Origin of the sequence: Tenacibaculum haliotis (assembly GCF_025215075.1) — a bacterium.
GTDB classification, from domain to species: domain Bacteria; phylum Bacteroidota; class Bacteroidia; order Flavobacteriales; family Flavobacteriaceae; genus Polaribacter; species Polaribacter haliotis_B.
Window position 1 is genome coordinate 1 of record NZ_JAOBTH010000028.1, and the last position, 20,162, is coordinate 20,162.

Annotated in this window: 24 protein-coding genes; 12 read left to right on the forward strand and 12 right to left on the reverse strand. The window is 29.7% G+C overall.

Features of this window, described 5'->3' with window-relative positions; translation table 11 throughout:
* The 4 genes from N2251_RS09555 to N2251_RS09570 all read left to right on the forward strand — a co-directional run.
* A partial coding sequence (locus tag N2251_RS09555) for a transposase (protein WP_376741004.1) occupies positions 1–287 on the forward strand: 287 nt, incomplete at its 5' end.
* Positions 288–345: 58 nt separating this feature from the next.
* The gene (locus tag N2251_RS09560) at positions 346–1,452 is read left to right on the forward strand and encodes a toxin-antitoxin system YwqK family antitoxin (protein ID WP_260586501.1); all 1,107 of its coding nucleotides are present in this window, start codon (positions 346–348) and stop codon (positions 1,450–1,452) included.
* A 272-nt stretch (positions 1,453–1,724) separates the two neighbouring features.
* On the forward strand, positions 1,725–2,165 hold the full coding sequence (locus N2251_RS09565) for a helix-turn-helix domain-containing protein (RefSeq protein ID WP_260586502.1): 441 nt from the start codon (positions 1,725–1,727) through the stop codon (positions 2,163–2,165).
* Complete coding sequence (locus N2251_RS09570) at positions 2,129–2,860, forward strand: IS3 family transposase (protein WP_260586885.1); 732 nt, start codon at positions 2,129–2,131, stop codon at positions 2,858–2,860. The genes N2251_RS09565 and N2251_RS09570 overlap by 37 nt, the downstream gene beginning before the upstream one ends.
* Positions 2,861–3,412: 552 nt before the next feature.
* On the opposite strand, the gene arsC is transcribed toward N2251_RS09570, so the two are convergent.
* Together arsC and prfB are read right to left on the reverse strand one after the other, a co-directional pair.
* Complete coding sequence (gene arsC, locus N2251_RS09575; RefSeq protein ID WP_260586503.1) at positions 3,413–3,754, reverse strand: arsenate reductase (glutaredoxin); 342 nt, start codon at positions 3,752–3,754, stop codon at positions 3,413–3,415.
* 87 nt (positions 3,755–3,841) lie between these two features.
* The gene (prfB, locus tag N2251_RS09580) at positions 3,842–4,936 is read right to left on the reverse strand and encodes a peptide chain release factor 2 (protein ID WP_260586504.1); all 1,095 of its coding nucleotides are present in this window, start codon (positions 4,934–4,936) and stop codon (positions 3,842–3,844) included.
* Positions 4,937–4,970: 34 nt separating this feature from the next.
* Here prfB and N2251_RS09585 point away from each other — a divergent pair, with 34 nt between their 5' ends.
* Positions 4,971–5,990 carry a threonine aldolase family protein gene (locus N2251_RS09585; protein ID WP_260586505.1) on the forward strand — a complete coding sequence of 340 codons (1,020 nt, stop codon included), beginning with the start codon at positions 4,971–4,973 and terminating at the stop codon, positions 5,988–5,990.
* Here the strand turns inward: N2251_RS09585 and N2251_RS09590 are convergent.
* From N2251_RS09590 to N2251_RS09600, 3 genes are all read right to left on the reverse strand, one after another.
* A complete protein-coding gene (locus N2251_RS09590) occupies positions 5,987–6,469 on the reverse strand; it encodes a hypothetical protein (protein WP_260586506.1) in 483 nt (160 codons plus the stop codon). The genes N2251_RS09585 and N2251_RS09590 overlap by 4 nt on opposite strands.
* Before the next feature lie 91 nt (positions 6,470–6,560).
* Positions 6,561–7,169 carry a DUF8845 family protein gene (locus N2251_RS09595; RefSeq protein ID WP_260586507.1) on the reverse strand — a complete coding sequence of 203 codons (609 nt, stop codon included), beginning with the start codon at positions 7,167–7,169 and terminating at the stop codon, positions 6,561–6,563.
* 3 nt (positions 7,170–7,172) lie between these two features.
* Positions 7,173–7,667: an RNA polymerase sigma factor gene (locus N2251_RS09600; RefSeq protein ID WP_260586508.1), complete on the reverse strand. Its 495-nt coding sequence runs from the start codon at positions 7,665–7,667 to the stop codon at positions 7,173–7,175.
* A 153-nt stretch (positions 7,668–7,820) separates the two neighbouring features.
* Between N2251_RS09600 and N2251_RS09605 the strand changes: the two genes are divergently transcribed.
* From N2251_RS09605 to N2251_RS09635, 7 genes are read left to right on the forward strand one after another with little or no spacing between them, the layout of a single operon-like run.
* The gene (locus tag N2251_RS09605) at positions 7,821–8,237 is read left to right on the forward strand and encodes a DUF2141 domain-containing protein (RefSeq protein WP_260586509.1); all 417 of its coding nucleotides are present in this window, start codon (positions 7,821–7,823) and stop codon (positions 8,235–8,237) included.
* A gap of 13 nt (positions 8,238–8,250) precedes the next feature.
* On the forward strand, positions 8,251–9,606 hold the full coding sequence (locus N2251_RS09610) for a 2TM domain-containing protein (RefSeq protein ID WP_260586510.1): 1,356 nt from the start codon (positions 8,251–8,253) through the stop codon (positions 9,604–9,606).
* A 1-nt stretch (position 9,607) separates the two neighbouring features.
* Positions 9,608–9,895, forward strand: coding sequence for a 2TM domain-containing protein (locus N2251_RS09615; RefSeq protein ID WP_260586511.1), 288 nt, complete (start codon positions 9,608–9,610; stop codon positions 9,893–9,895).
* Between the two features lies 1 nt (position 9,896).
* Positions 9,897–10,217: a 2TM domain-containing protein gene (locus tag N2251_RS09620; protein ID WP_260586512.1), complete on the forward strand. Its 321-nt coding sequence runs from the start codon at positions 9,897–9,899 to the stop codon at positions 10,215–10,217.
* 2 nt (positions 10,218–10,219) lie between these two features.
* Positions 10,220–10,534 (forward strand): 2TM domain-containing protein, encoded by a 315-nt coding sequence (locus N2251_RS09625; protein ID WP_260586513.1) that lies wholly within the window; start codon positions 10,220–10,222, stop codon positions 10,532–10,534.
* Entirely contained in the window at positions 10,521–10,847 is a 327-nt protein-coding gene (locus N2251_RS09630) for a 2TM domain-containing protein (RefSeq protein ID WP_260586514.1), read from the forward strand. Before N2251_RS09625 ends, N2251_RS09630 begins: the two co-directional genes overlap by 14 nt.
* A 12-nt stretch (positions 10,848–10,859) precedes the next feature.
* Positions 10,860–11,615, forward strand: coding sequence for a LytR/AlgR family response regulator transcription factor (locus N2251_RS09635; RefSeq protein WP_260586515.1), 756 nt, complete (start codon positions 10,860–10,862; stop codon positions 11,613–11,615).
* Positions 11,616–11,622: 7 nt separating this feature from the next.
* Here the strand turns inward: N2251_RS09635 and N2251_RS09640 are convergent, their stop codons facing one another.
* From N2251_RS09640 to coaBC, 7 genes are all read right to left on the reverse strand, one after another.
* The gene (locus tag N2251_RS09640; RefSeq protein WP_260586516.1) at positions 11,623–12,615 is read right to left on the reverse strand and encodes a formimidoylglutamase; all 993 of its coding nucleotides are present in this window, start codon (positions 12,613–12,615) and stop codon (positions 11,623–11,625) included.
* A gap of 1 nt (position 12,616) precedes the next feature.
* Positions 12,617–13,849 (reverse strand): imidazolonepropionase, encoded by a 1,233-nt coding sequence (gene hutI / locus N2251_RS09645; RefSeq protein ID WP_260586517.1) that lies wholly within the window; start codon positions 13,847–13,849, stop codon positions 12,617–12,619.
* Positions 13,850–13,970: 121 nt separating this feature from the next.
* Positions 13,971–14,927, reverse strand: a complete 957-nt coding sequence (locus tag N2251_RS09650) for a glycosyltransferase family 2 protein (RefSeq protein WP_260586886.1) — start codon at positions 14,925–14,927, stop codon at positions 13,971–13,973.
* 264 nt (positions 14,928–15,191) lie between these two features.
* Complete coding sequence (locus tag N2251_RS09655) at positions 15,192–15,998, reverse strand: enoyl-ACP reductase FabI (protein ID WP_260586518.1); 807 nt, start codon at positions 15,996–15,998, stop codon at positions 15,192–15,194.
* A 49-nt stretch (positions 15,999–16,047) separates the two neighbouring features.
* Positions 16,048–17,700: a DNA repair protein RecN gene (gene recN, locus N2251_RS09660; RefSeq protein ID WP_260586519.1), complete on the reverse strand. Its 1,653-nt coding sequence runs from the start codon at positions 17,698–17,700 to the stop codon at positions 16,048–16,050.
* A 232-nt stretch (positions 17,701–17,932) separates the two neighbouring features.
* Positions 17,933–18,823, reverse strand: a complete 891-nt coding sequence (gene porD, locus N2251_RS09665) for a type IX secretion system protein PorD (protein WP_260586520.1) — start codon at positions 18,821–18,823, stop codon at positions 17,933–17,935.
* Between the two features lie 130 nt (positions 18,824–18,953).
* The gene (coaBC, locus tag N2251_RS09670; RefSeq protein ID WP_260586521.1) at positions 18,954–20,162 is read right to left on the reverse strand and encodes a bifunctional phosphopantothenoylcysteine decarboxylase/phosphopantothenate--cysteine ligase CoaBC; all 1,209 of its coding nucleotides are present in this window, start codon (positions 20,160–20,162) and stop codon (positions 18,954–18,956) included.

Consider the following 20,162-nt stretch of genomic DNA (forward strand, 5'->3'; position numbering starts at 1 on the left):
GAAAAGACAATAAAAGTGCTATAGGAACCATCGTAGAACGTAAAACAAGGTTCACTTTAATATTAAAATTAAACTCCAAAAAAGCAGATGAAGTTGCTGATGTATTTTCTAAAATGTTAAATCAATTAAACGCTAAATTTAAAAAATCTATGACTTACGACAACGGAATTGAAATGGAAAATCAGCTGCAAATTATTCAGCAAAAACTAAACAATAGACCTCGAAAAATTATTGGTTATAAAACACCCCAAGAAATGATCAATATTGAGCTAAAAAACGTAGCTTAGTAACATCAAAAATTAATAACGATTTGTTGCGTTACAACGTTGAATCCAAGCCTGTAAATTGAAAATATATTACTTAATCTTATTTATTCTAACCTTTTATTCTTGTCAGGAAAAAGGTGATATAAATGACTCCAAATATAGGAATTCAAACTATATTTTTTATAAAGAAGATGGACAAAACGGATATTGGCAAAGAATAAGTAAAAAATCCGATTTCAAGTATAATAAAGGTCAATTAACGAATTATTATGATAATGGAAATAAGTTTGGTGAAATAGAAGTATTAGATAATATCAATAATAGAATTGAGAAATTTTATAATAGAGAAACTGGTGAATTGATTAACACAATATGGGTTAAAGATAACTTAGAATATAAAAGAGTTTATGAAAACGGCTATCACAAACATTTTTATTCGAACAAAGCTCAAATAATAATAGAAGAGGGTTTAGTTCAAAATAATTTAGAACAAGGCTTATGGAAAAGATATTGGAGTGAGAGTGGTAATTACAATGGAAACATAAAAGAAATTATCAACTTCAAAAACGGAAAACCTCACGGGAAAAGGAAAAATTATTGGAAAAATGGAAATTTAAAATCATCTGCTTTTTGGAATTCAGGAATACAATCAGGAAAAGGTTTTTTTTATTATCAAAATGGAAACTTAGAGGAATCAAATAATAGATTTAATGAAAAACTTCACGGTGAATACAAAACTTATTACGTTGACAAAACATTAAAAAAACATTGTAATTACTGGAATAACAAAACTTTAGATACTTGTAGAACTTACTATCCAAATGGAAATATAAAGAAATTGGAAATATATAAGTTGGACACAGTCAGTCTTAAATCATACGGAAAAGCCTATTTTTATTATGAAAGTGGAAAACTTAAAATGGAAACTGAAGCAAAAGATTATAAAGCTAACGGTAAAGTAAAAATCTATTATGAAAGTGGTGTATTAAAACAAGAATGTAACTTATTTGGTAAAATTAAACAAGGGAAATTTAAAGAGTATTATGAAAATGGTGAATTATCTTTCAGCGCAACTATGAAAGATGATTTATTCGACGGAGAGAACCTACATTATAATAAACAAGGAAAATTAATCAAAACAGTAATTGTTGAAAATGGTGTTAAAATTGACTCTGTGATTAAATAAAAAACTACACATAACAATGGCTAAAATTAATACGGGTTTTGGTGCTTAATCCAAAGTTTAGTGTATTTTTATAATGTCAGCCAAATCTTTTGATTTGACTTTAGAACAGAAAAAGATAAAACAAAATAAAAAGTTTTGACTAAGTGCTTAATCAGAAATTAATTTCTTTTTAATTCCGTACTAATCTTAGCCCGAACGTTGTGCAACATATAAAACGATGAATCGTCCTGAAATAGGTTGACTAAAAATTAAACATTTAATTATAGTCACTTATGAAAACACAAAATGATCACTGGCGAAAAAAAAGCTATCAAAAAGTAAATTTAGAGACCAAACTTTTAGTTGTTGACCAAATCTTAAATGGTCAGCTATCCAACAACCAAGCTTCCAAAAAATATGTCGTTCCAAGGACTACAATTGCCTATTGGGTCAAAAAATATAGTACTTTAGTACAACAAAATACTGGTATGAGTAAATTAGATGAAATTAAAAAATTAAAGGAACGTATTGAAGAACTGGAGTTTGTAAAGGACTTTCAGCAAGATATTATTGCTGATATGGAAATCATCACAGGTGTTGATATGTCAAAAAAGTCATTACCCAAAACATTAGCAAAAGAGATAGCACTAAAAAAGAAAAACCGTTTAAAAGAAAATGGTTCTATCAATGTTTTGGGATTAGTAAACAAGCCTTTTACAAAAGAGAAAAAGTAAAACAAAGCAAAGCTATAAACGACATTAAAATAATTACGATGGTCAAAGAATATCGTAAAAAAGTAAGCTCCAGAACTGGAGGTAAAAAACTATATAAAGAACTTAAAAATCAGTTGATCCAACAAGATATTAAAATCGGTAGAGATAAATTTTTTGATGTATTAAGACTACATAATTTACTGGTTCCTAAACTCAAAAACTACATAACTACCACAAACTCTAATCATTTATTTAAAAAGTATAAAAACCTCATTCAAAACAAAATACCTACTAGGCCCGAACAACTTTGGGTAAGCGATATTACATACATTAAAACAGAAAATGGACACAATTATTTAGCTATTGTAACGGATGCATATTCAAAGAAAATTATGGGATATAAACTAGATAACCATATGAAAGTATCACTCTGTAAGGACGCTTTAAAAATGGCTATAAAAAACAGAAAATATCCATCGAAAAAATTGATTCATCATTCTGATAGAGGTATGCAATATTGTTGTCCTGAATATACTCAGTTTGCTGAAAATAATGGAATAACAATGAGTATGACAGAGCAATATGATCCGTATGAGAACGCTATTGCGGAGAGAATTAATAGAACGTTAAAATATGAACATGGACTTAAAAACTGTCTTAAGAACACTCCTATTGCTCAAAAGTTAGCTAAACAGGCGGTAGTTACAACAATTTAAGAACTCATTTTAGCCTTGATTTAAGAAAACCAGCAGAAGTACATATAAATCCAAACATCAAATACAAATCGTATCGAAAAAATAATGTAAATTTGACTGAACTAACAATTTAAAAACAAACATAGTTCAAAATAGTTTTTGCCTTCTAAACGGCTAAAAAAATAGTTTGAACGGTATAAATTAACCTGAAAAAAGGTCAACCTATATCAGGACAATACATGATGCAAAAACAACAGCAAATAAACTTGATGAAAATGTACGTTATTATGATGCATTTAAATAATGATACTTAATTATAAAGTAAAAAACTACCGCCAACAAAGTGTATAAGTAATAAGGGGGAGTGTTTAACTGAAAGCTTGGTTCTTTTCTGCTATCTTTGTTTTTAAACCGAAAATTGTCACACATTAATCTGCTACTTTTCATATACAAACCGTATCGAAAAAATAATGTAGATTTGACTGAACTAACAATTTAAAAACAAACATAGTTCAAAATATTTTTTACCTTCTAAACGGCTAAAAAAGGGGCTATCTATATTAGGACAATACATTAAATAATATCTAAAATACTTTCTGTCGGACGCCCAATAACTGCTTTATTACCATTAATAACAATTGGCCTTTCAATCAGTTTAGGGTTGTTTACCATTGCTTGTATAATTTCAGTATCAGATAATTCTTTACCTTTAAATTCTTCTTTCCAAACTTTTTCATTCTTACGAACTAATTGAATAGGAGTAATATTTAATAAAGAAACAATTTCTTTCAATTCTGTTTCTGTAGGGATATCCTCTAAGTATTTTACAACTTCAAATTTCTTACCTGATTTTTCTAAAATTTCTAATCCGCAACGCGATTTACTACATCTATTATTGTGAAATATTTTTATCATTATTATTTAAGTTTCAACGTTTTTAATATATTATCTCGATACAAATTTGCTCATTCTTCACAAATTCACTCGATGTGACAGTACAATTTACTTTTCTTTTTGTCCGTTTAACATTAAGTACGATTTTAAAAAAGGATTGATGTTTCCATCCATAACAGCATCTACATTTCCCGTTTCATGCGCTGTACGTACATCTTTCACTAATTTATAAGGGTGCATTACATAATTACGAATTTGACTTCCCCATTCGGTTTTTAGCTTTCCTGCTTCAATATTTTCTCTTGTAGCTAAACGTTTTTGTAATTCAATTTCATACAATTGCGATTTTAACATTTTTAAAGCAGTTGCTCTGTTATCGTGTTGAGAACGTGAGTTAGAACATTGAATTTGAATTCCGCTTGGTTTATGAGTCAACTGAACCTTGGTCTCCACTTTGTTTACATTTTGTCCACCAGCACCACTAGAACGTGCGGTAACAATTTCGATATCAGCAGGGTTAATTTCTATTTCAATAGTATCATCAGCAACCGGGAACACATATACAGATCCGAATGTGGTGTGTCGTTTTCCGTTACTATCAAAAGGAGAAATACGAACCAAACGATGTACGCCATTTTCACCTTTTAACCATCCGAAGGCATAATCGCCATCAATCTCTATGGTAACTGTTTTTACACCCGCAACATCACCAGCTTGGTAATTGAGAGTTTTTAATTTAAAACCTTGCTTTTCTGCCCACATGGTATACATTCGCATTAACATTTCTACCCAATCACAACTTTCGGTACCGCCAGCACCTGCAGTAATTTGAATGGTTGCACTTAAATTATCGCCTTCTTCAGAAAGCATGTTTTTAAACTCAATATCTTCTAGAAAAGTAGCCGTTTTTTCGAACTGTTCTATAACTTCAGTTTCATCAACAGCATCTTCTTTATAAAAATCATATAAAACACTAAGATCTTCGTTCATTGTAATTACCGAATTGTAATCACTCACCCATTTCTTTTTAAATCGAAGGGATTTCATTAAAATTTCAGCTTCTTTTGGATTGCTCCAAAAGTTAGGGTCAGCAGTTTTTTCTTCCTCATTATTTATTTCAATCAACTTCTTGTCAATTTCTAAATAACCTTTTAACTTGCCAATTCGTTCAGTAATATCTTTCAACTGTTCGTGTGTAATCATACAACAAAAATACATTTTAAAACCGTAGATAAAAATGGAAATAAACTTAATAAGTGATACTGTTACGAAGCCAACAAAAGGAATGTTAGAAGCGATGATGAACGCAAAGGTTGGTGATGATGTTTTTGGTGCTGATCCGACGGTAAACGTATTGCAAGAGAAGGTTGCTAAAATATTTAATATGGAAGCAGCATTGTTTTTTCCTTCAGGTACGATGGCAAATCAAACTGCTATAAAAATTCATACGCAGCCAGGAGATAGAATGTTTTGTGATAAATGGGCACATGTATATAATTTTGAAGGTGGTGGAGCTGCATTTAATTCGGGAGTTACTTCTCATTTGATTGATGGAGATAGAGGTATGTTTACAGCCAATCAATTAAAGGAAGCGGTTTCTGGTAGAGCAGATATTCATGCTCCTTATAGTCGTTTAGTTTGTATAGAAAACACCACTAATAAAGGCGGTGGAGCTTGTTGGGATTTTAACGAGTTACAGAAAACACAAAAAATAGCTAAAGAAAATAGTTTAGCTTTTCATTTAGATGGTGCTCGTTTGTTTAATGCTTTGGTAGCAAAAAATGAAACCCCGCAACAATATGGAGAGTTGTTTGATACGATTTCTATTTGTTTATCTAAAGGATTAGGAGCACCTGTAGGTTCTATTTTAGTAGGAACTAAACAACATATGGAAAAAGCATTACGTGTTCGTAAATTATTTGGAGGCGGAATGCGACAGGCTGGTTTTTTAGCAGCAGCGGCAATTTATGCGTTAGATAATAATGTTGAGCGTTTAGCTGAAGATCATCAAAAAGCGCAACAGATAGGTACTGTTTTAGAAGAATGCTTATATGTAACAAAGGTAGAACCTATTCAAACTAATATTATTATCTTTTATGTAGATGATAAGATTGATCCGATGGATTTCATCAATAAAATGGCATCAAAAGGTATTTTGTTAATCTCTATGGGGGAAGGTAAAATACGAATTGTTACGCATTTAAATTTCACGAATGAAATGTTAATTGTTTTATTAAAAGAACTTAAAATTTTTTAGAAAAAGATTCTAATAAAAGGAGAGAAAGCATTTGCATAAATGCTTTTGTCTTCTTTGTATAATACATCGTACTGAACGCCAAAAGTAACTTTACCTGTAATATAAGCGATACCAATATTTAAAGAGGGATAACTATAGTTGTCTTTAATATTACCTATTTTTTTGCTAACATAAGATTGTAAAAGTTCGCTAGAGAACTCTATTTCAGGTATTGGCCTATATAAAGCTATAACACTAGCAGAATACATGTTTGCACTATAGTCACTACTTTTATTATATAGGTAACCAAAACTACCTCCAAAAGAGAACTCTTCGTTAAAATCATAAACCGCACTTGGCGATATAGAAAGTGTAGTTGTGTTACTACCAAAACTAAAACCAAAACTACCACCAAAACGTGTGTTGTTCCAAAAATCAGATTCTTGAGAAAATAAACTTATTGATAGTAAAAACAAAGAAAGAGTAATGATTTTTTTCATGAAAGTATTTAATATAATTTGGGTAAAAATAACAATTTAATTGGTTAAAATGAAAAAGAGATTGTAGTAAAACAATCTCTTTTTTAAGGACTTAATTCAAATTATCAAATTTAGATAATTCTTTATAGTTTTTATTTAGTTTACGTAACAGAATACCATAAATTAACTGGTAAAACAACCATAACAATACTAACATTATTGAAGAAATAACAGCTGTAACTATAATAAAAACAAATGTTTTTGCATTGGTGAATTCAGGATGAGATTTTACTGTCGCAACCACAACAGCAACTGTAATTATAAATAAATAAGATAAGTTAAATAAAACGTAATACTTAACCGTTTTTCTAGTGTTTACAATTTTAGTCATCAATTCTTTTGTAGAATCAGTAACTGAAATACGCTTATAGTTTAAATAAAATTTAATTAAAAAATAAAATAATATCACATAAGCTATTATCTGAGAATAAAATACAAAATCACCTAAACCTATTTTTTCATATTCTTTATTAGCTTGGTCCATATCAACGAAAAAATACATGGAGTTTAAGAGTATAAACTCTAATATTCCAATAATAAAAATCCATTTTACAATTGATGATGACCTTGAATGCGCCATTTTATAGATATCAACTTTAGAAACTGTATCTATTTCTTCTGGTTGATTATCCCATGCTTTTTTATATTTATCTAAATCCATTTATTATGGGTTTAATACTTTTTTTAATTTATCCTTTGCTCTGTTCATTTTTACACGAGCGTTTACTTCACTGATACCTAAGGTTACAGATATCTCTTTGTAAGGCTTATCTTCTAGATATAAAAATATTAGTGCTTTGTCAATGTCATTTAGTTTTCTAATGGCATTGTAAAGTGCTTTTAATTGTAATTCCTCTGTCTCGTCATAATCAACAGCTTTAATTTTAAAAGCATAGTCAGTAATATCTTGTGTCTTTACAGTTCTAGTAGATTTTCTGTATAAAGAAATAGCGGTGTTTAAAGCCACTCGATACATCCATGTACTAAATTTAGCTTCTCCTCTAAACTTACTGTAGTTTTTCCAGAGTTGAATTGTTACCTCCTGAAACAAATCGTTATGAGCATCTTGGTTTGTAGTATAAAGCCTACAAATTTTATGCACAATGTTTTGATTGGCTTCAAAATCAGATAAAAATTTATTTTCTAACTCTTTGTTCACTAAGTTTAATATCGTTGATTGGTTATAAGTAGCTCAAAAATACGAATTGTTACAGTTCATCCTAAAATAAATACAGTTCAGTTGTTTTTAGTTTTAAAAACGATAGAACAGCAGCATATTTGTAGTGTAATTAATCAGTAAAAAAGAAGAATCATGAAATTTTTAACAGCAATATTAATATTAATTCAACTCTTTATAGTAGCAGAGTTAACAGCTCAGAACAAAGAAATACAAGTAACAGTTGTAAATGCTACATCAGACTTAGGTAAAATAAGTTATGCTTTATATACGAAAGACAATTTCAGAAAAAAACCAATAAAAGTAGCATCAACTATAATAAAAGAAGGTAAAAGCACTGTTGTTTTTAAAGATGTACCATTAGGAGAGTATGCGATTATTTGTTTTCATGATAAAAATAATAATGGTAAAATGGATTTTAAACCAAACGGAATGCCATTAGAGGATTACGGTTCTTCAAACAATGTAATTAATCCTTACGGACCACCGCAATATGAACAGTCAAAATTTATGATTGCTGATAAAAATGTATCTTTAAAAATTAAATTTTAGCAAGAAAGTAACAATGGAAAAATATACATCCAATACATTTACAAGTTTAAAAAAAGATTTTTTAATATGTTTAAAACTAACGATAGTCTTTGGTGTAATTTTTACAATCATAAATCAACAATTTACCATTAAAGGAGCTGCAGTTGTATTTTTATTTTCAGCAATGTATTCTTTTATATTGGGCTTAGGAAACGGAATAATTAATAACTATTTAAATACTAGGTGGAACTGGGCTACTCAAACAAACGAAAGAGTTTGGGCTGGAGTAATAGCAACTATTTGTTACACTATTATAGCTGTTTTATTAATTCATTATATACAATATGTACTAATTTTTCAGCATGATTTTTCAGATTTTTTTGATGGAAAATTATTTTGGTCTCATTTATTTGCGATTATAATTTCTTTAGGAATTGCAAGTTTTTTTCATGCTCGTAGTTTTATGATTAATTGGAAAGCGTCATTAAAACAAGAAACAACACAACATGAAATAGTAGCAAAAACAGAAACCGCAAAGTTTGAAACCTTAAAAAGTCAGTTAGATCCACATTTTTTATTCAATAGTTTAAACGTTTTAACCTCTTTAATAGGCGAAAATCCGAAGCAAGCGGAAAGATTTACCACAAAATTATCAAAAGTATATCGGTATGTTTTAGAGCAGCGAAATAAAGAGTTAATTCCGTTAGAAGAAGAATTAAGGTTTGCTAAAACATATATGGAGCTATTACAAATGCGATTTGAAGATGCGGTACAATTTAATATTCCAACTACGGTAAGTAACTCCGATTTAAAAATAGTGCCATTGTCTTTACAATTATTACTCGAAAATGCAGTAAAACACAATGTCGTTTCATCAGCTAAACCTTTACAAATTCACATTTTTGAAGAAGATGGTTTTTTACAAATTCAAAATACGGTTAATCCTAAAGAAGCAATTGGCAAAAGTACAAAGGTAGGATTAAGAAATATTGCAGATCGTTATGGTTTAATAACTGATGAACGGGTAGAAATTAAAAATAATAACAAAACATTTACAGTGAGTTTACCGCTGTTAACAAAAACAAATAACATGTCATATAATTCAAATAATATAGAAAACAGCAAGTATGTAAGAGCTGTAGAAAAGGTAGAGAAATTAAAAGAATTTTATCAAAACTTAGCATCTTATTGTATGGTGATTCCTTTTTTAATATTTATCAATTTAAAATTTTCACCACAATTTCATTGGTTTTGGTTCCCTATTTTTGGATGGGGAGTTGGATTAACTTTTCATTTCTTAGAAGTAAATAATTATAATATTTTCTTAGGGAAAAATTGGGAAGAGCGTAAGATTAACGAAATGATGAAAGACGATAAAAATTATAAATAAGATGGAAAGAGAACAACAGCAATACATTCTAGCAAAGAAAAGAGTTAAAAGAATTAAAGGTTTTTACACACACTTAACAATTTATTGTATTGTTATACCAGTAATAATTTTTGTAAATCTAAAATTCGAACCTCATTTTCATTGGTTTTGGTTTTCGTTAATAGGTTGGGGAACAGGAGTTTTTTTTCATTTTTTAAATATTTTCGTATTCAATAATAAAAGTTTAACTAAAAACTGGGAAGAGCGTAAGATTAAAGAAATAATTAAAGCAGATAAAAACTATAAATAAAATGGAAAGAGATTATTCAGAAGAACAAAAATATATACTTGCGAAAAAGAGAGTAGAAAAAATTAAAGGATTTTATATTCATTTAGTTGTTTATGTATTGGTAAATATTTTTATATCAGGAATTATTATATTTGGATTAACGAGTGAAGATCAATATAGTTTTGTAGAAGCACTTACTCATTTCGGAACTTATTCAACTTGGTTATTTTGGGGGATAGGATTATTTTTTCATTGGTTAGGGGTTTTTGGTTCTAATTTATTCTTCGGAAAAGATTGGGAGAAAAAAAAGATAGAACAATATATGGACGATAATAAATTTTAATTATGGAAACAGATAAACTTTATGATCAAGCAGAGAAAAGAGTAAAAAAAATCAAGAATTTTTATAATCATTTGCAAATTTTTGTAATTATGATGCTTGTGTTGGCTATTTTTTCAAATACAATATTTACTTTTTTTGAAAACCATATTCAAAACCCAGGAACCTTAAAATGGGCGAGAGCAAATGTTTGGATAAATTCTTTATTGTGGGGAGGCGGAGTTTTAATTCATGCTTTATATGCTTTTAAGAATAAAATTACTTTTCTTGATGCCTGGGAAAACAAAAAAGTAAACGAGTTTATGAATGAAAAAAAATAAGAAGATGGAAACTAATAACTACTCAGAAAAATACCTAGTAGCTCAAAAAAAAGTTGAAGAGCTTAAACAATTTTATAAGCACTTATCTGTATATATACTCGTAAATTTATTTTTTATAGCACGCCGAATCTATAAAGACATTAAATTGGGTGATTCACTTGAAGAAGCTTTTTTTGATATAGATAATTATCGTTTTTTCTTTTGGTGGGGAATTATTTTGGTAATACACGGTGTAAAAGTGTATAGCAAACAAAACCTGTTTAGTAAAAATTGGGAAGAGCGAAAGATAAAAGAATACATGGATGAAAAATAATAAATAAGAACTATGAATGTTATTATTATTGAGGATGAAAAACCAGCAGCAAGGCGATTAAACAGAATGTTATTTGTATTAGATATTCAGGTTAAAACGATGTTGCATTCTGTAGAAGAATCAATAAATTGGTTTCAAAACAATAAACATCCAGATTTAATTTTTCTTGATATTCAGTTGTCAGACGGATTGTCGTTTGAAATATTTGAAGAAATAGAGGTGAAATCGGCCATTATTTTTACAACTGCTTATGATGAATATGCGTTAAAAGCATTCAAATTAAACTCAATAGATTATTTATTAAAACCACTTGATGAAGATGAATTAGCTGTTGCGGTAAACAAGTTTAAAGAAAATCAAACCCAAAAATCTGAAGTAAAAGTTAATATTGATGATATTCGTAAACTACTGATAAATCCGGTTGATAGAAAGTTTAAAAAGCGATTTACAATAAAAGTAGGTCAACATATAAAAATTATACATGTTGATGAAATTGAATGCTTTTATTCAGAAAATAAAGCCACTTATATTCACACAAACTCTAACCGTAATTATTTAATTGATGATTCTTTAGAGCATTGGCAAGAGCAATTAAATCCTGAACATTTTTTTAGAGTAAACAGAACTTTTATTGTGCATATAAATGCCATAAAAGATATTGTTTCATATACAAACTCTCGTTTGCAGTTAGTATTACATTCTTATACAGATACCGAAATAATAGTAAGCAGAGAGCGTGTAAAAGACTTTAAAAACTGGATTGATTAAACGATAACTATTCTTTCGCTTTTATAAAATCAGAAATTAAATAACTTATAAATTTACCTACTTGATTTATAGCAGAAGTATCTTGCATTATAGCAGGAGCACCTTCACAAATATGAATATAACTAGCGTTTTCATTTTTAGCGAAATAATGAACAAATTCTCTAGTTTGTAGTGTTGTAAATCCACTCGGAGTCATTGCACTACTCGGAAAATTTTGAATACAATCTAAATCTATCTCAATACCAAAAGGTTTATCTTGAATGAAGTTCTTAGCGCGTAATAATTCGTTTTCAAACGGAATAGATTTGTAAACTTCTAACTCTTCATATGTATTGTAATCGATATTTATGTTGCTATGAATAATATCAAAAACATACTGTGGAGTATAATTTTCATGTAAACCGAACATAAAATATTTATCTAAATACTGATGCTCAATAGCATAAGAAAATCCATTACCACTATGGCGTTCTTCTAAACGACGCAAATCGGTGTGGGCATCTAAATTAATTACATTTATTGATTGATTTTTTCCTTCGGATAAACCTTTTAAATTACCATAAGAATTGTTGTGCCCTCCACCGATTATAATCGGAGTTTTATCAGCTTCAATAATTCTTTTAATAATAGATGATAATTCTTTATCAATAGCCTTAACAAGAAAATCACCTTTTTCTCTATCAGAACCATCAAAGGTTGAAACTTCATCAAGATAATCTAAATAGCCTAAAACAAGAATATCTTCTCCTTTTATAAATTGATTCTCTTGCGTGTTTAAAAACGATTTTAAAGCAGGAATAAAGGCAGTATGTGCACCACCATTTCCATAATTCATTTTTACACCAATATCTTCTGGCACTCCAATAATTACAAATTTAGCAGTTGAATTTTTAAGTTCTTCAATTGCCAAAATAGTTTGTATATATTGCCCTAATTTTGCTTCTCCCTCTCGGAGATTAACAAAATTAGTAATGTTTTTTTGACTAAATAATTGTAACATATTAAATTGATTTTCCGTTAATAAAAACTGTATCAATTAAAACAGAACCAAAGTTATAAGGAATCGCACCGTAACTTAAAATTTCTTTTGTAACGATAAAATTAGCTTTCTTACCTTTTGTAATACTTCCAACTTTATCAGATAAATTCATGGCATAGGCACCGTTTATAGTTGCTGCATTTATAGCTTCTTCAGGAGTCATTTTCATTTTAATACAGGCAGTAGCAACTACAAAGTTCATGTTACCAGAAGGTGTTGAGCCAGGATTAAAATCAGTAGCCAAAGCCAAAGGTAATCCTGCATTTATAATATTTCTAGCAGGTGTATAGGGAATACTTAAAAAATAGGAACACGATGGTAAAGCAACAGGCATGGTATCGGTTCCTTTTAAGGTATTAATATCATCAGAATTCATAATTTCTAAATGATCTACAGATAAAGCTTTATGTTTTACACTTACTTGAACACCTCCAATAGTTGTAAATTGATTTACATGTACTTTTGGTATTAATCCATATTTTTTACCAGCTTCTAAAATTCGATCGGTATCTTCAACTGAAAAATAACCAGTTTCACAAAAAGCATCTATAAACTCTGCCAATTTTTCTTTAGCTATTTTTGGTAGCATTTCATTAATAATCAAATCGATATAGCCATTTTTATCATCTTTGTATTCTTTCGGAAAAGCGTGAGCTCCTAAAAAAGTAGCTTTGATAGGCAGATTATAATTTTCGCCTAGTTTTTTAATAACACGTAACATTTTTAATTCAGCATCAACAGTTAAACCGTATCCTGATTTTATTTCAACAGCACCAGTACCAAGTTTCATAACTTCTTCTAAACGAACTGCTGATTGTTTATACAAATCTTGCTCAGAAGTTTCTTGCAGTTTTTTTGCTGAATTTAAAATTCCACCACCATTATTTGCTATTTCTTCGTAGGTTAATCCGTTAATTCTATCAACAAATTCTTGTTCTCTATTACCAGCATACACAATATGAGTATGAGAGTCACACCAAGTAGGAAGAATCATTTTACCGGTACAATCGATAGTTTTATCTGCTTTAGTAGATAGATTATTCATCGTACCAAAATCCAGGATTTTATCATCTTTAATTAATAGAAAAGCATTTTTTATAGTGGGTAAAATACTCATTTCTTTTCCAGAAACTTTCTTAATACTAGCCTCTCTAATCTGAATTAATTCCTTGATATTTATAAATAAAGTTGTCATTATCGATTTATGAAATTTGTTACACAAACTTACGGTAAAAACTAAAAAGAATGATTTATTTTTTAGTCAACCTATTTCAGAAGAATACAGGTTTCCGAAATAACTTCGGAATGACGTAAATTTATTTTTTAGCAAAAAACTTCGATTTTAAAAAACCCAAACCATAACCTATAAACTGCGTAAATGAGGTAATAATGCTTAAAAAAGCAACTTTTATATTTTTATTCTGAATTAATGTATCTATAAATAATAACGTAAAGTAAAATCCGTAGAAAGCAACTAACTGCCAATAACCAAAAATTGCAAAAAGAATACTGATATCAAATCCGATAATAAATAAACTAGGAAACCAATAGGTAATTTTAGCTGTTTCTGGATACTTTTTATTTAAAATTGGCCTTGCTGTTCCGAATGAATATGTTTGTTTAAAAAATTGACGAATCGTACTTCTTCGCTTATGATACACAAAAGCTTTTTCAATTAATTGTGTTTCAAAACCGTTTTTCCATAAACGAAATGTTAAGTCGATATCTTCTCCCGTTTTCATTTTAGAAAATCCGTTTGTTTTACTAAAAGCTACTTCCGACAATCCTAAATTAAAACTACGTGGTTGAAACTTACCAACACCTTTTTTCTTACCTCTAATTCCGCCTGTGGTTAAAACGGACGTCATCGAATAATTAATCGCTTTCTGTAAATCGGTAAAACTTTTATGCGCAGCATCTGGACCACCAAAGGCATCTGTAAAATTATTTTTTAAGGCTTTTTTTACTTCGGATACATATTGGGGAGGAACAATAACATCACTATCTAAAATGATAAAATAATTACCTGTAGCTTGTTGCATTCCGTAATTTCTACTTGCTCCTGCTCCGCTATTTTCTTTATAAAAATATTTTAAATCAAGTTGACTCTCATACTTTTCTACAATTTCTTCGGATGATTTTTCTGAACCATCTTCAATAATTACAACTTCAAAAGTTTCCTGAAAATCTTGTTTTGTAAGACTTTCTAACAGTTCGTCTATTTCTTGCGGACGATTGTAAACGGGAATTATGATGGAAAAATTTAGTTTAATAATGTATGTTTTTGAAGTTTATCAAAAATAAGAAAATAAAAAAGTTGAAAGTTCTTATTTTAAAAAACTTTCAACTTTTAATATGGTAATATTCTTTTTAGGATACTCTTTAAAACGGCAAACAGGTTTAGCCCTGATTGAGCGGTTTGTTTGAGCTCTTTTTTGCTGTCAGTTCGAGTGAATTTGTGAAGTATGAACAAATTTATATCGAGAACAGCAGTAAAAAAAGCGAGTAGCGAAAGCAGGAAATAGCTTCGTATAAAATTATTCGAACTTTTCCATTACGGCTTCACTCACTCCCATATTAGAGAATCCACCATCGTGAAATAAATTTTGTAATGTTACTTTTTTTGTTAAATCAGAAAACATTGAAATAGTATAATCTGCACACTCTAAAGCTGTTGCATTTCCTAGTGGAGACATTTTTTCGGCATATGAAATAAATCCGTCAAACCCTTTAACACCCTGTCCTGCCGTAGTTGGCGTTGGCGATTGCGAAATGGTATTTACACGCACTTTTTGATCGCGACCAAAGAAGTATCCAAAACTACGCGCAATCGACTCTAAGTACGCTTTATTATCAGCCATATCGTTGTAATCTGGAAAAACGCGTTGCGCTGCCATGTAGGTTAATGCAACGATACTTCCCCACTCGTTCATGGCCTCTTTATTGTATAAAACATTCATTACTTTATGAAAAGATACCGCAGAAACATCCCAACCTTTGGTCGTAAAATCGTATTTAGAATCGGTATAATGACGTCCTTTACGAACGTTTACAGACATACCGATTGAGTGTAAAACAAAATCGATTTTTCCTCCTAAAATTTCCATCGATTTTTCAACCAAATTGGTTAAATCTTCCATTGAAGTTGCATCAGCAGGTATAATTTCTGATCCTGTTTTTTCAGCTAAATCTTTAATTTTTCCCATACGCATTGCTATTGGCGCATTGGTTAACACAAATTCGGCACCTTCTTCATGTGCACGTTCTGCTACTTTCCAAGCAATAGAATTTTCATCTAAAGCTCCAAAAATAATTCCTTTTTTTCCTTTTAATAAATTGTACATATTTACGTGTTTTAATCTATAGTTGTTGGTTTGTTAAACAAATATAGTTTTAATTTAGTAATTCTTTTGCGTGTGTTAATGCGCTTTCAGAAATGTCTTTTCCGCTTAACATTTCAGCAATTTCAACAATACGTTCTTCTTTAGATAACAGTTTTAAATTAGAAGTTGTAACTCCGTTTTCTTCGCCTTTGTACACTTTGTAATGTTGTAAGCCTTTTGCTGCAATTTGTGGTAAATGCGTAATAGTAATTACTTGCATACTTGTACCCATATCTTGCATTATTTTTGCTATTTTATTAGAAACTTCACCCGAAACTCCGGTATCAATCTCATCAAAAATAATGGTTGGTAATTGTATATTTTCTGATAATATTTTTTTTATTGAAAGCATAATTCTTGATAATTCACCTCCAGAAGCTACTTTTTTAAGTTCTCCGAAATTACCTCCTTTATTTGCAGAAAATAAAAAAGTTAATACATCTTTTCCGTTTGTAAAATACTCTTTCGATGCTGATAATTTTATAGAAAAACGTGCATTTGGCATCCCTAATTCTGTTAACAAAAACTCTAAGGCTTTTTGTAATTTAGGAATTGCCTTGTTTCTCGATTTTGTTATCATTACTGCAACATCATCTAACTTTTTAGCAACTTCATTTATCTCTGCATTTTTTGCTTCAATTAACGTTCCTGCATTGGCTACTTGCGATACTTTTTCTGATAATGTTTCGTGGATAACCTGTAATTCTTTAATAGAATCTACCGAGTGTTTTTTCTGGAGGTTGTATATTAATTGCAACCTATCATTTAATTCTTCTATTTCATTCGGATTAAAATCTACCGCTTCATTCTCATTTTCTAGTTCAGAAACAACATCATCTAACTCTAATTTAATGCTCGTAACTCTGTTAGAAATTTCCTCGTATTTTTTAGAGTATCCGCTTATTTTTTGCAAACTATTTTCTAGCGAATACAATAAGTTTTGTAAGCCTATTTCTTCATTTACTGATATCTCTAAAGATTCTGATAAACTCAGTTTTATTTCTTCTATGTTATTTAATCGCCCAAGTTTTTCCTCTAAAGCCTCTTGTTCATCACTTTTTAAATTTGCTTCTTCTAACTCGTTAAATAAATGCAAATTATACTCATGCTGTTCATTTGATTTTTCAGTTTCTTGTTGAAGAATTTTAAGCTCTTTATTTAATGTTGAATACTTTTTTAATCCTCTTTTATAAGATGCTATTTTGGGTTGGTTTTTAGCCAAAGCATCTAGTACTGAAAATTGAAAGCTAACATCAGAAAGTTGTGATGTTTGATGTTGCGAATGAATATCAATCAGTTTTGTTTTTAAAGCCGTTAAAACTGATAAATTTACAGGTGTATCATTTACAAAAGCTCTCGACTTACCTGAAGGAAGAATTTCTCTTCGAATAATCGTTTCGGCTTCATAGTCTACATCTAATTTTTCAAATAAACGTTGTAAATCATAACCTTCAACAGCAAATTTAGCTTCAATAACACACTTTTTTTCCGTGTTTTTTAAAGATGATAAATCGGCACGGTTTCCCATTACCAAGCCTAAGGCTCCTAATAAGATGGATTTTCCTGCTCCGGTTTCACCTGTTATGATTGATAAACCTCTTGTAAAATCAATCGATAATTGATTGATTAACGCATAATTATGTATGGATAATTGTATAAGCAAATTCTATTCTTTAAAAGAATAAAAATACAAATTTTGATTGAATTATAGCACTTTAAAAAGTAGGGAAGTTTATTGTTTTTTTCTACTTGACAATAAGTTGTCAATCACCATTGATAAGAGCACAAAAGCGAGTAAAAAACTTTCTAGTTTACTTAAGCTATCATTTATAATTCCCATTGAAATTACATACAACATAATAATTGAAAGAAAAACTATTCTAGCCTTTTTCATTTTAGTTAATCTTCTTCCATTTATCTTTATAAGTAGGAGCAATTTTATTTAAAACACTCAACATTTTTTGAGTGTTTTTTGTTGGTTTGCCATCAGAAAAAACATTTGAAATCTCATCTCCTTTAGCATCTAAAAAAACACGAATCATATAATTACCAATAGCTACATTGTATAATTTATCTAACGCAATTATGTTTTTCGCTATTGTTTGCTTAGCTAATTCCTTATTCTCTGAAAAATTATCAAATCCTTTTCTATGATACTCGTAATAAATAGTTCGGAGTGGGCTAAATTTTGAAGACAATAAATTATCTATAAAAACAAAACGGTTTTGTTTACCTACTTGATTTTGCCATCCTAACTCTCCGTTAGATTGTGCTTGAAGCATTACATTTTCTGCTGACTTTAAATAATCAGTACCGCCTTTTAAAGCAAAGGTATCTGCATCTAATCCTATAATAGCATATGCATAAAATGCGATTAATGAAACCAAATTAGAATCGTATGTATTCGGATTAAAAATTAACGGATCAAACTCATTATAACGAAAGTTAAAATTCGTGTCATTAATATTTAAAACAGGTGTTGCGTAACTTGAGTTATAAACAGGTCGGGTAGCTTGTACTTGTATACTTGCTCTAAAATTATTGCCACTTTGTTCATTTACAACAATGGTAAAAGCACAATTAATTCGTTCTTGTTGTTTAAAGTTTTTGTTTGTCCATTGTTTATCATTAATAAACTCAGTTAGTGATTTTTGAAGCGTTTCAAAAACTTGCTTATTACTACTCTGAACTTTATCTGCATTTATAGTTACCAAAGCGTTTAACTCTTGCGACTGGATTGTAAAAACGAATGATAAAACAAAAATTAAAAAGAAAATTTTACGCATCTATTACACTTTATTTTTATCAGGTTGAGCGCAGTCGAAACCTATTAAAACTCCTCGAAAAAACTGCGTTTGTATCTTCAAAGTAAAAATATTTTACTTTTCAATAATACTCGAGAAGACAATATAATTATTATTTAATTTTATTGATAATTTCTTCAATTATATCTACTGATACTGCTTTTTTGGATTTTAATTCAAATGATTTCTCATTAAAATCAGCATCAATAATAGTAATCTTATTTGTATCAGTAGCAAAACCTGCTCCTTTATCTTGAAGCGAATTTAAGATAATTAAATCTAAATTCTTTTTAGTTATTTTACTCTTTGCATTTTCAACTTCATTATTTGTTTCTAACGCAAACCCTACTAATAATTGATTCTTTTTAACTGTTCCTAAAGACCTTAAAATGTCTTTTGTTGGCGCCAATTCAATTACTAACGCTGAATCTTTCTTTTTTATTTTCTGAGTAGCCACATTTTTTGGTCGATAATCTGCCACAGCTGCCGATAAAATAGCAATGTCTACTTCGCCATAATATTTATGACAAGCTTTGTACATTTCTTCTGCTGATTTTACATCAACTCTATGAATAAAAGAATGATTTACTTTTTGATGTGATGGCCCTGATACTAAAAAAACTTCCGCACCTAAATTAGCGGCTGTTTTTGCAATTTCAAATCCCATTTTACCTGAAGAATGATTTCCTATAAAACGTACAGGATCTATTGCTTCATACGTGGGACCTGCTGTAATTAAAATTTTCTTCCCACGAAGTGGTAATTTAGACACAACATCTTTTTCAATAAAAGAAACAATGTCTTCTGGTTCGGCCATACGACCTTCTCCTACTAATCCACTTGCTAATTCACCAGAAGTAGCGGGAATTAATATATTACCAAAACTTTGTAATGTATCTAAACTCTTTTTTGTTGATGGATGTTGATACATATCTAAATCCATTGCTGGAGCAAAGTACACAGGGCATTTTGCTGATAAATATGTTGCTAATAATAAGTTATCGCAAGTACCGTTTGTCATTTTAGACAAGGTATTTGCGGTAGCAGGAGCTATAATTATAATATCTGCCCAAAGTCCTAAATCAACATGATTGTTCCATAGTTCGTTTTCATCTTCTTTTTCATAAAAAGTAGAATGAACAGGATTTTTTGATAAGGTGGAAAGAGTAAGTGGAGTTATGAAATCTTTAGACGCAGGAGTCATAACTACTTTGACTTCTGCGCCCGATTTTATAAATAGACGAACTAAGTTCGCTGTTTTGTATGCGGCAATACCAGCTGTAACACCAAGTAATACTTTTTTACCGCTTAATACAGACAT

Coding starts and splice junctions, on each gene's coding strand:
- N2251_RS09565 (WP_260586502.1), top strand. CDS start 1,725: ATGAAAACACAAAATGATCACTGGCGAAAAAAAAGCTATCAAAAAGTA.
- arsC (WP_260586503.1), bottom strand. CDS start 3,754: ATGATAAAAATATTTCACAATAATAGATGTAGTAAATCGCGTTGCGGA.
- prfB (WP_260586504.1), bottom strand. CDS start 4,936: ATGATTACACACGAACAGTTGAAAGATATTACTGAACGAATTGGCAAG.
- N2251_RS09585 (WP_260586505.1), top strand. CDS start 4,971: ATGGAAATAAACTTAATAAGTGATACTGTTACGAAGCCAACAAAAGGA.
- N2251_RS09590 (WP_260586506.1), bottom strand. CDS start 6,469: ATGAAAAAAATCATTACTCTTTCTTTGTTTTTACTATCAATAAGTTTA.
- N2251_RS09595 (WP_260586507.1), bottom strand. CDS start 7,169: ATGGATTTAGATAAATATAAAAAAGCATGGGATAATCAACCAGAAGAA.
- N2251_RS09605 (WP_260586509.1), top strand. CDS start 7,821: ATGAAATTTTTAACAGCAATATTAATATTAATTCAACTCTTTATAGTA.
- N2251_RS09610 (WP_260586510.1), top strand. CDS start 8,251: ATGGAAAAATATACATCCAATACATTTACAAGTTTAAAAAAAGATTTT.
- N2251_RS09615 (WP_260586511.1), top strand. CDS start 9,608: ATGGAAAGAGAACAACAGCAATACATTCTAGCAAAGAAAAGAGTTAAA.
- N2251_RS09620 (WP_260586512.1), top strand. CDS start 9,897: ATGGAAAGAGATTATTCAGAAGAACAAAAATATATACTTGCGAAAAAG.
- N2251_RS09625 (WP_260586513.1), top strand. CDS start 10,220: ATGGAAACAGATAAACTTTATGATCAAGCAGAGAAAAGAGTAAAAAAA.
- N2251_RS09630 (WP_260586514.1), top strand. CDS start 10,521: ATGAAAAAAAATAAGAAGATGGAAACTAATAACTACTCAGAAAAATAC.
- N2251_RS09635 (WP_260586515.1), top strand. CDS start 10,860: ATGAATGTTATTATTATTGAGGATGAAAAACCAGCAGCAAGGCGATTA.
- N2251_RS09640 (WP_260586516.1), bottom strand. CDS start 12,615: ATGTTACAATTATTTAGTCAAAAAAACATTACTAATTTTGTTAATCTC.
- hutI (WP_260586517.1), bottom strand. CDS start 13,849: ATGACAACTTTATTTATAAATATCAAGGAATTAATTCAGATTAGAGAG.
- N2251_RS09655 (WP_260586518.1), bottom strand. CDS start 15,998: ATGTACAATTTATTAAAAGGAAAAAAAGGAATTATTTTTGGAGCTTTA.
- porD (WP_260586520.1), bottom strand. CDS start 18,823: ATGCGTAAAATTTTCTTTTTAATTTTTGTTTTATCATTCGTTTTTACA.
- coaBC (WP_260586521.1), bottom strand. CDS start 20,162: ATGTCTGTATTAAGCGGTAAAAAAGTATTACTTGGTGTTACAGCTGGT.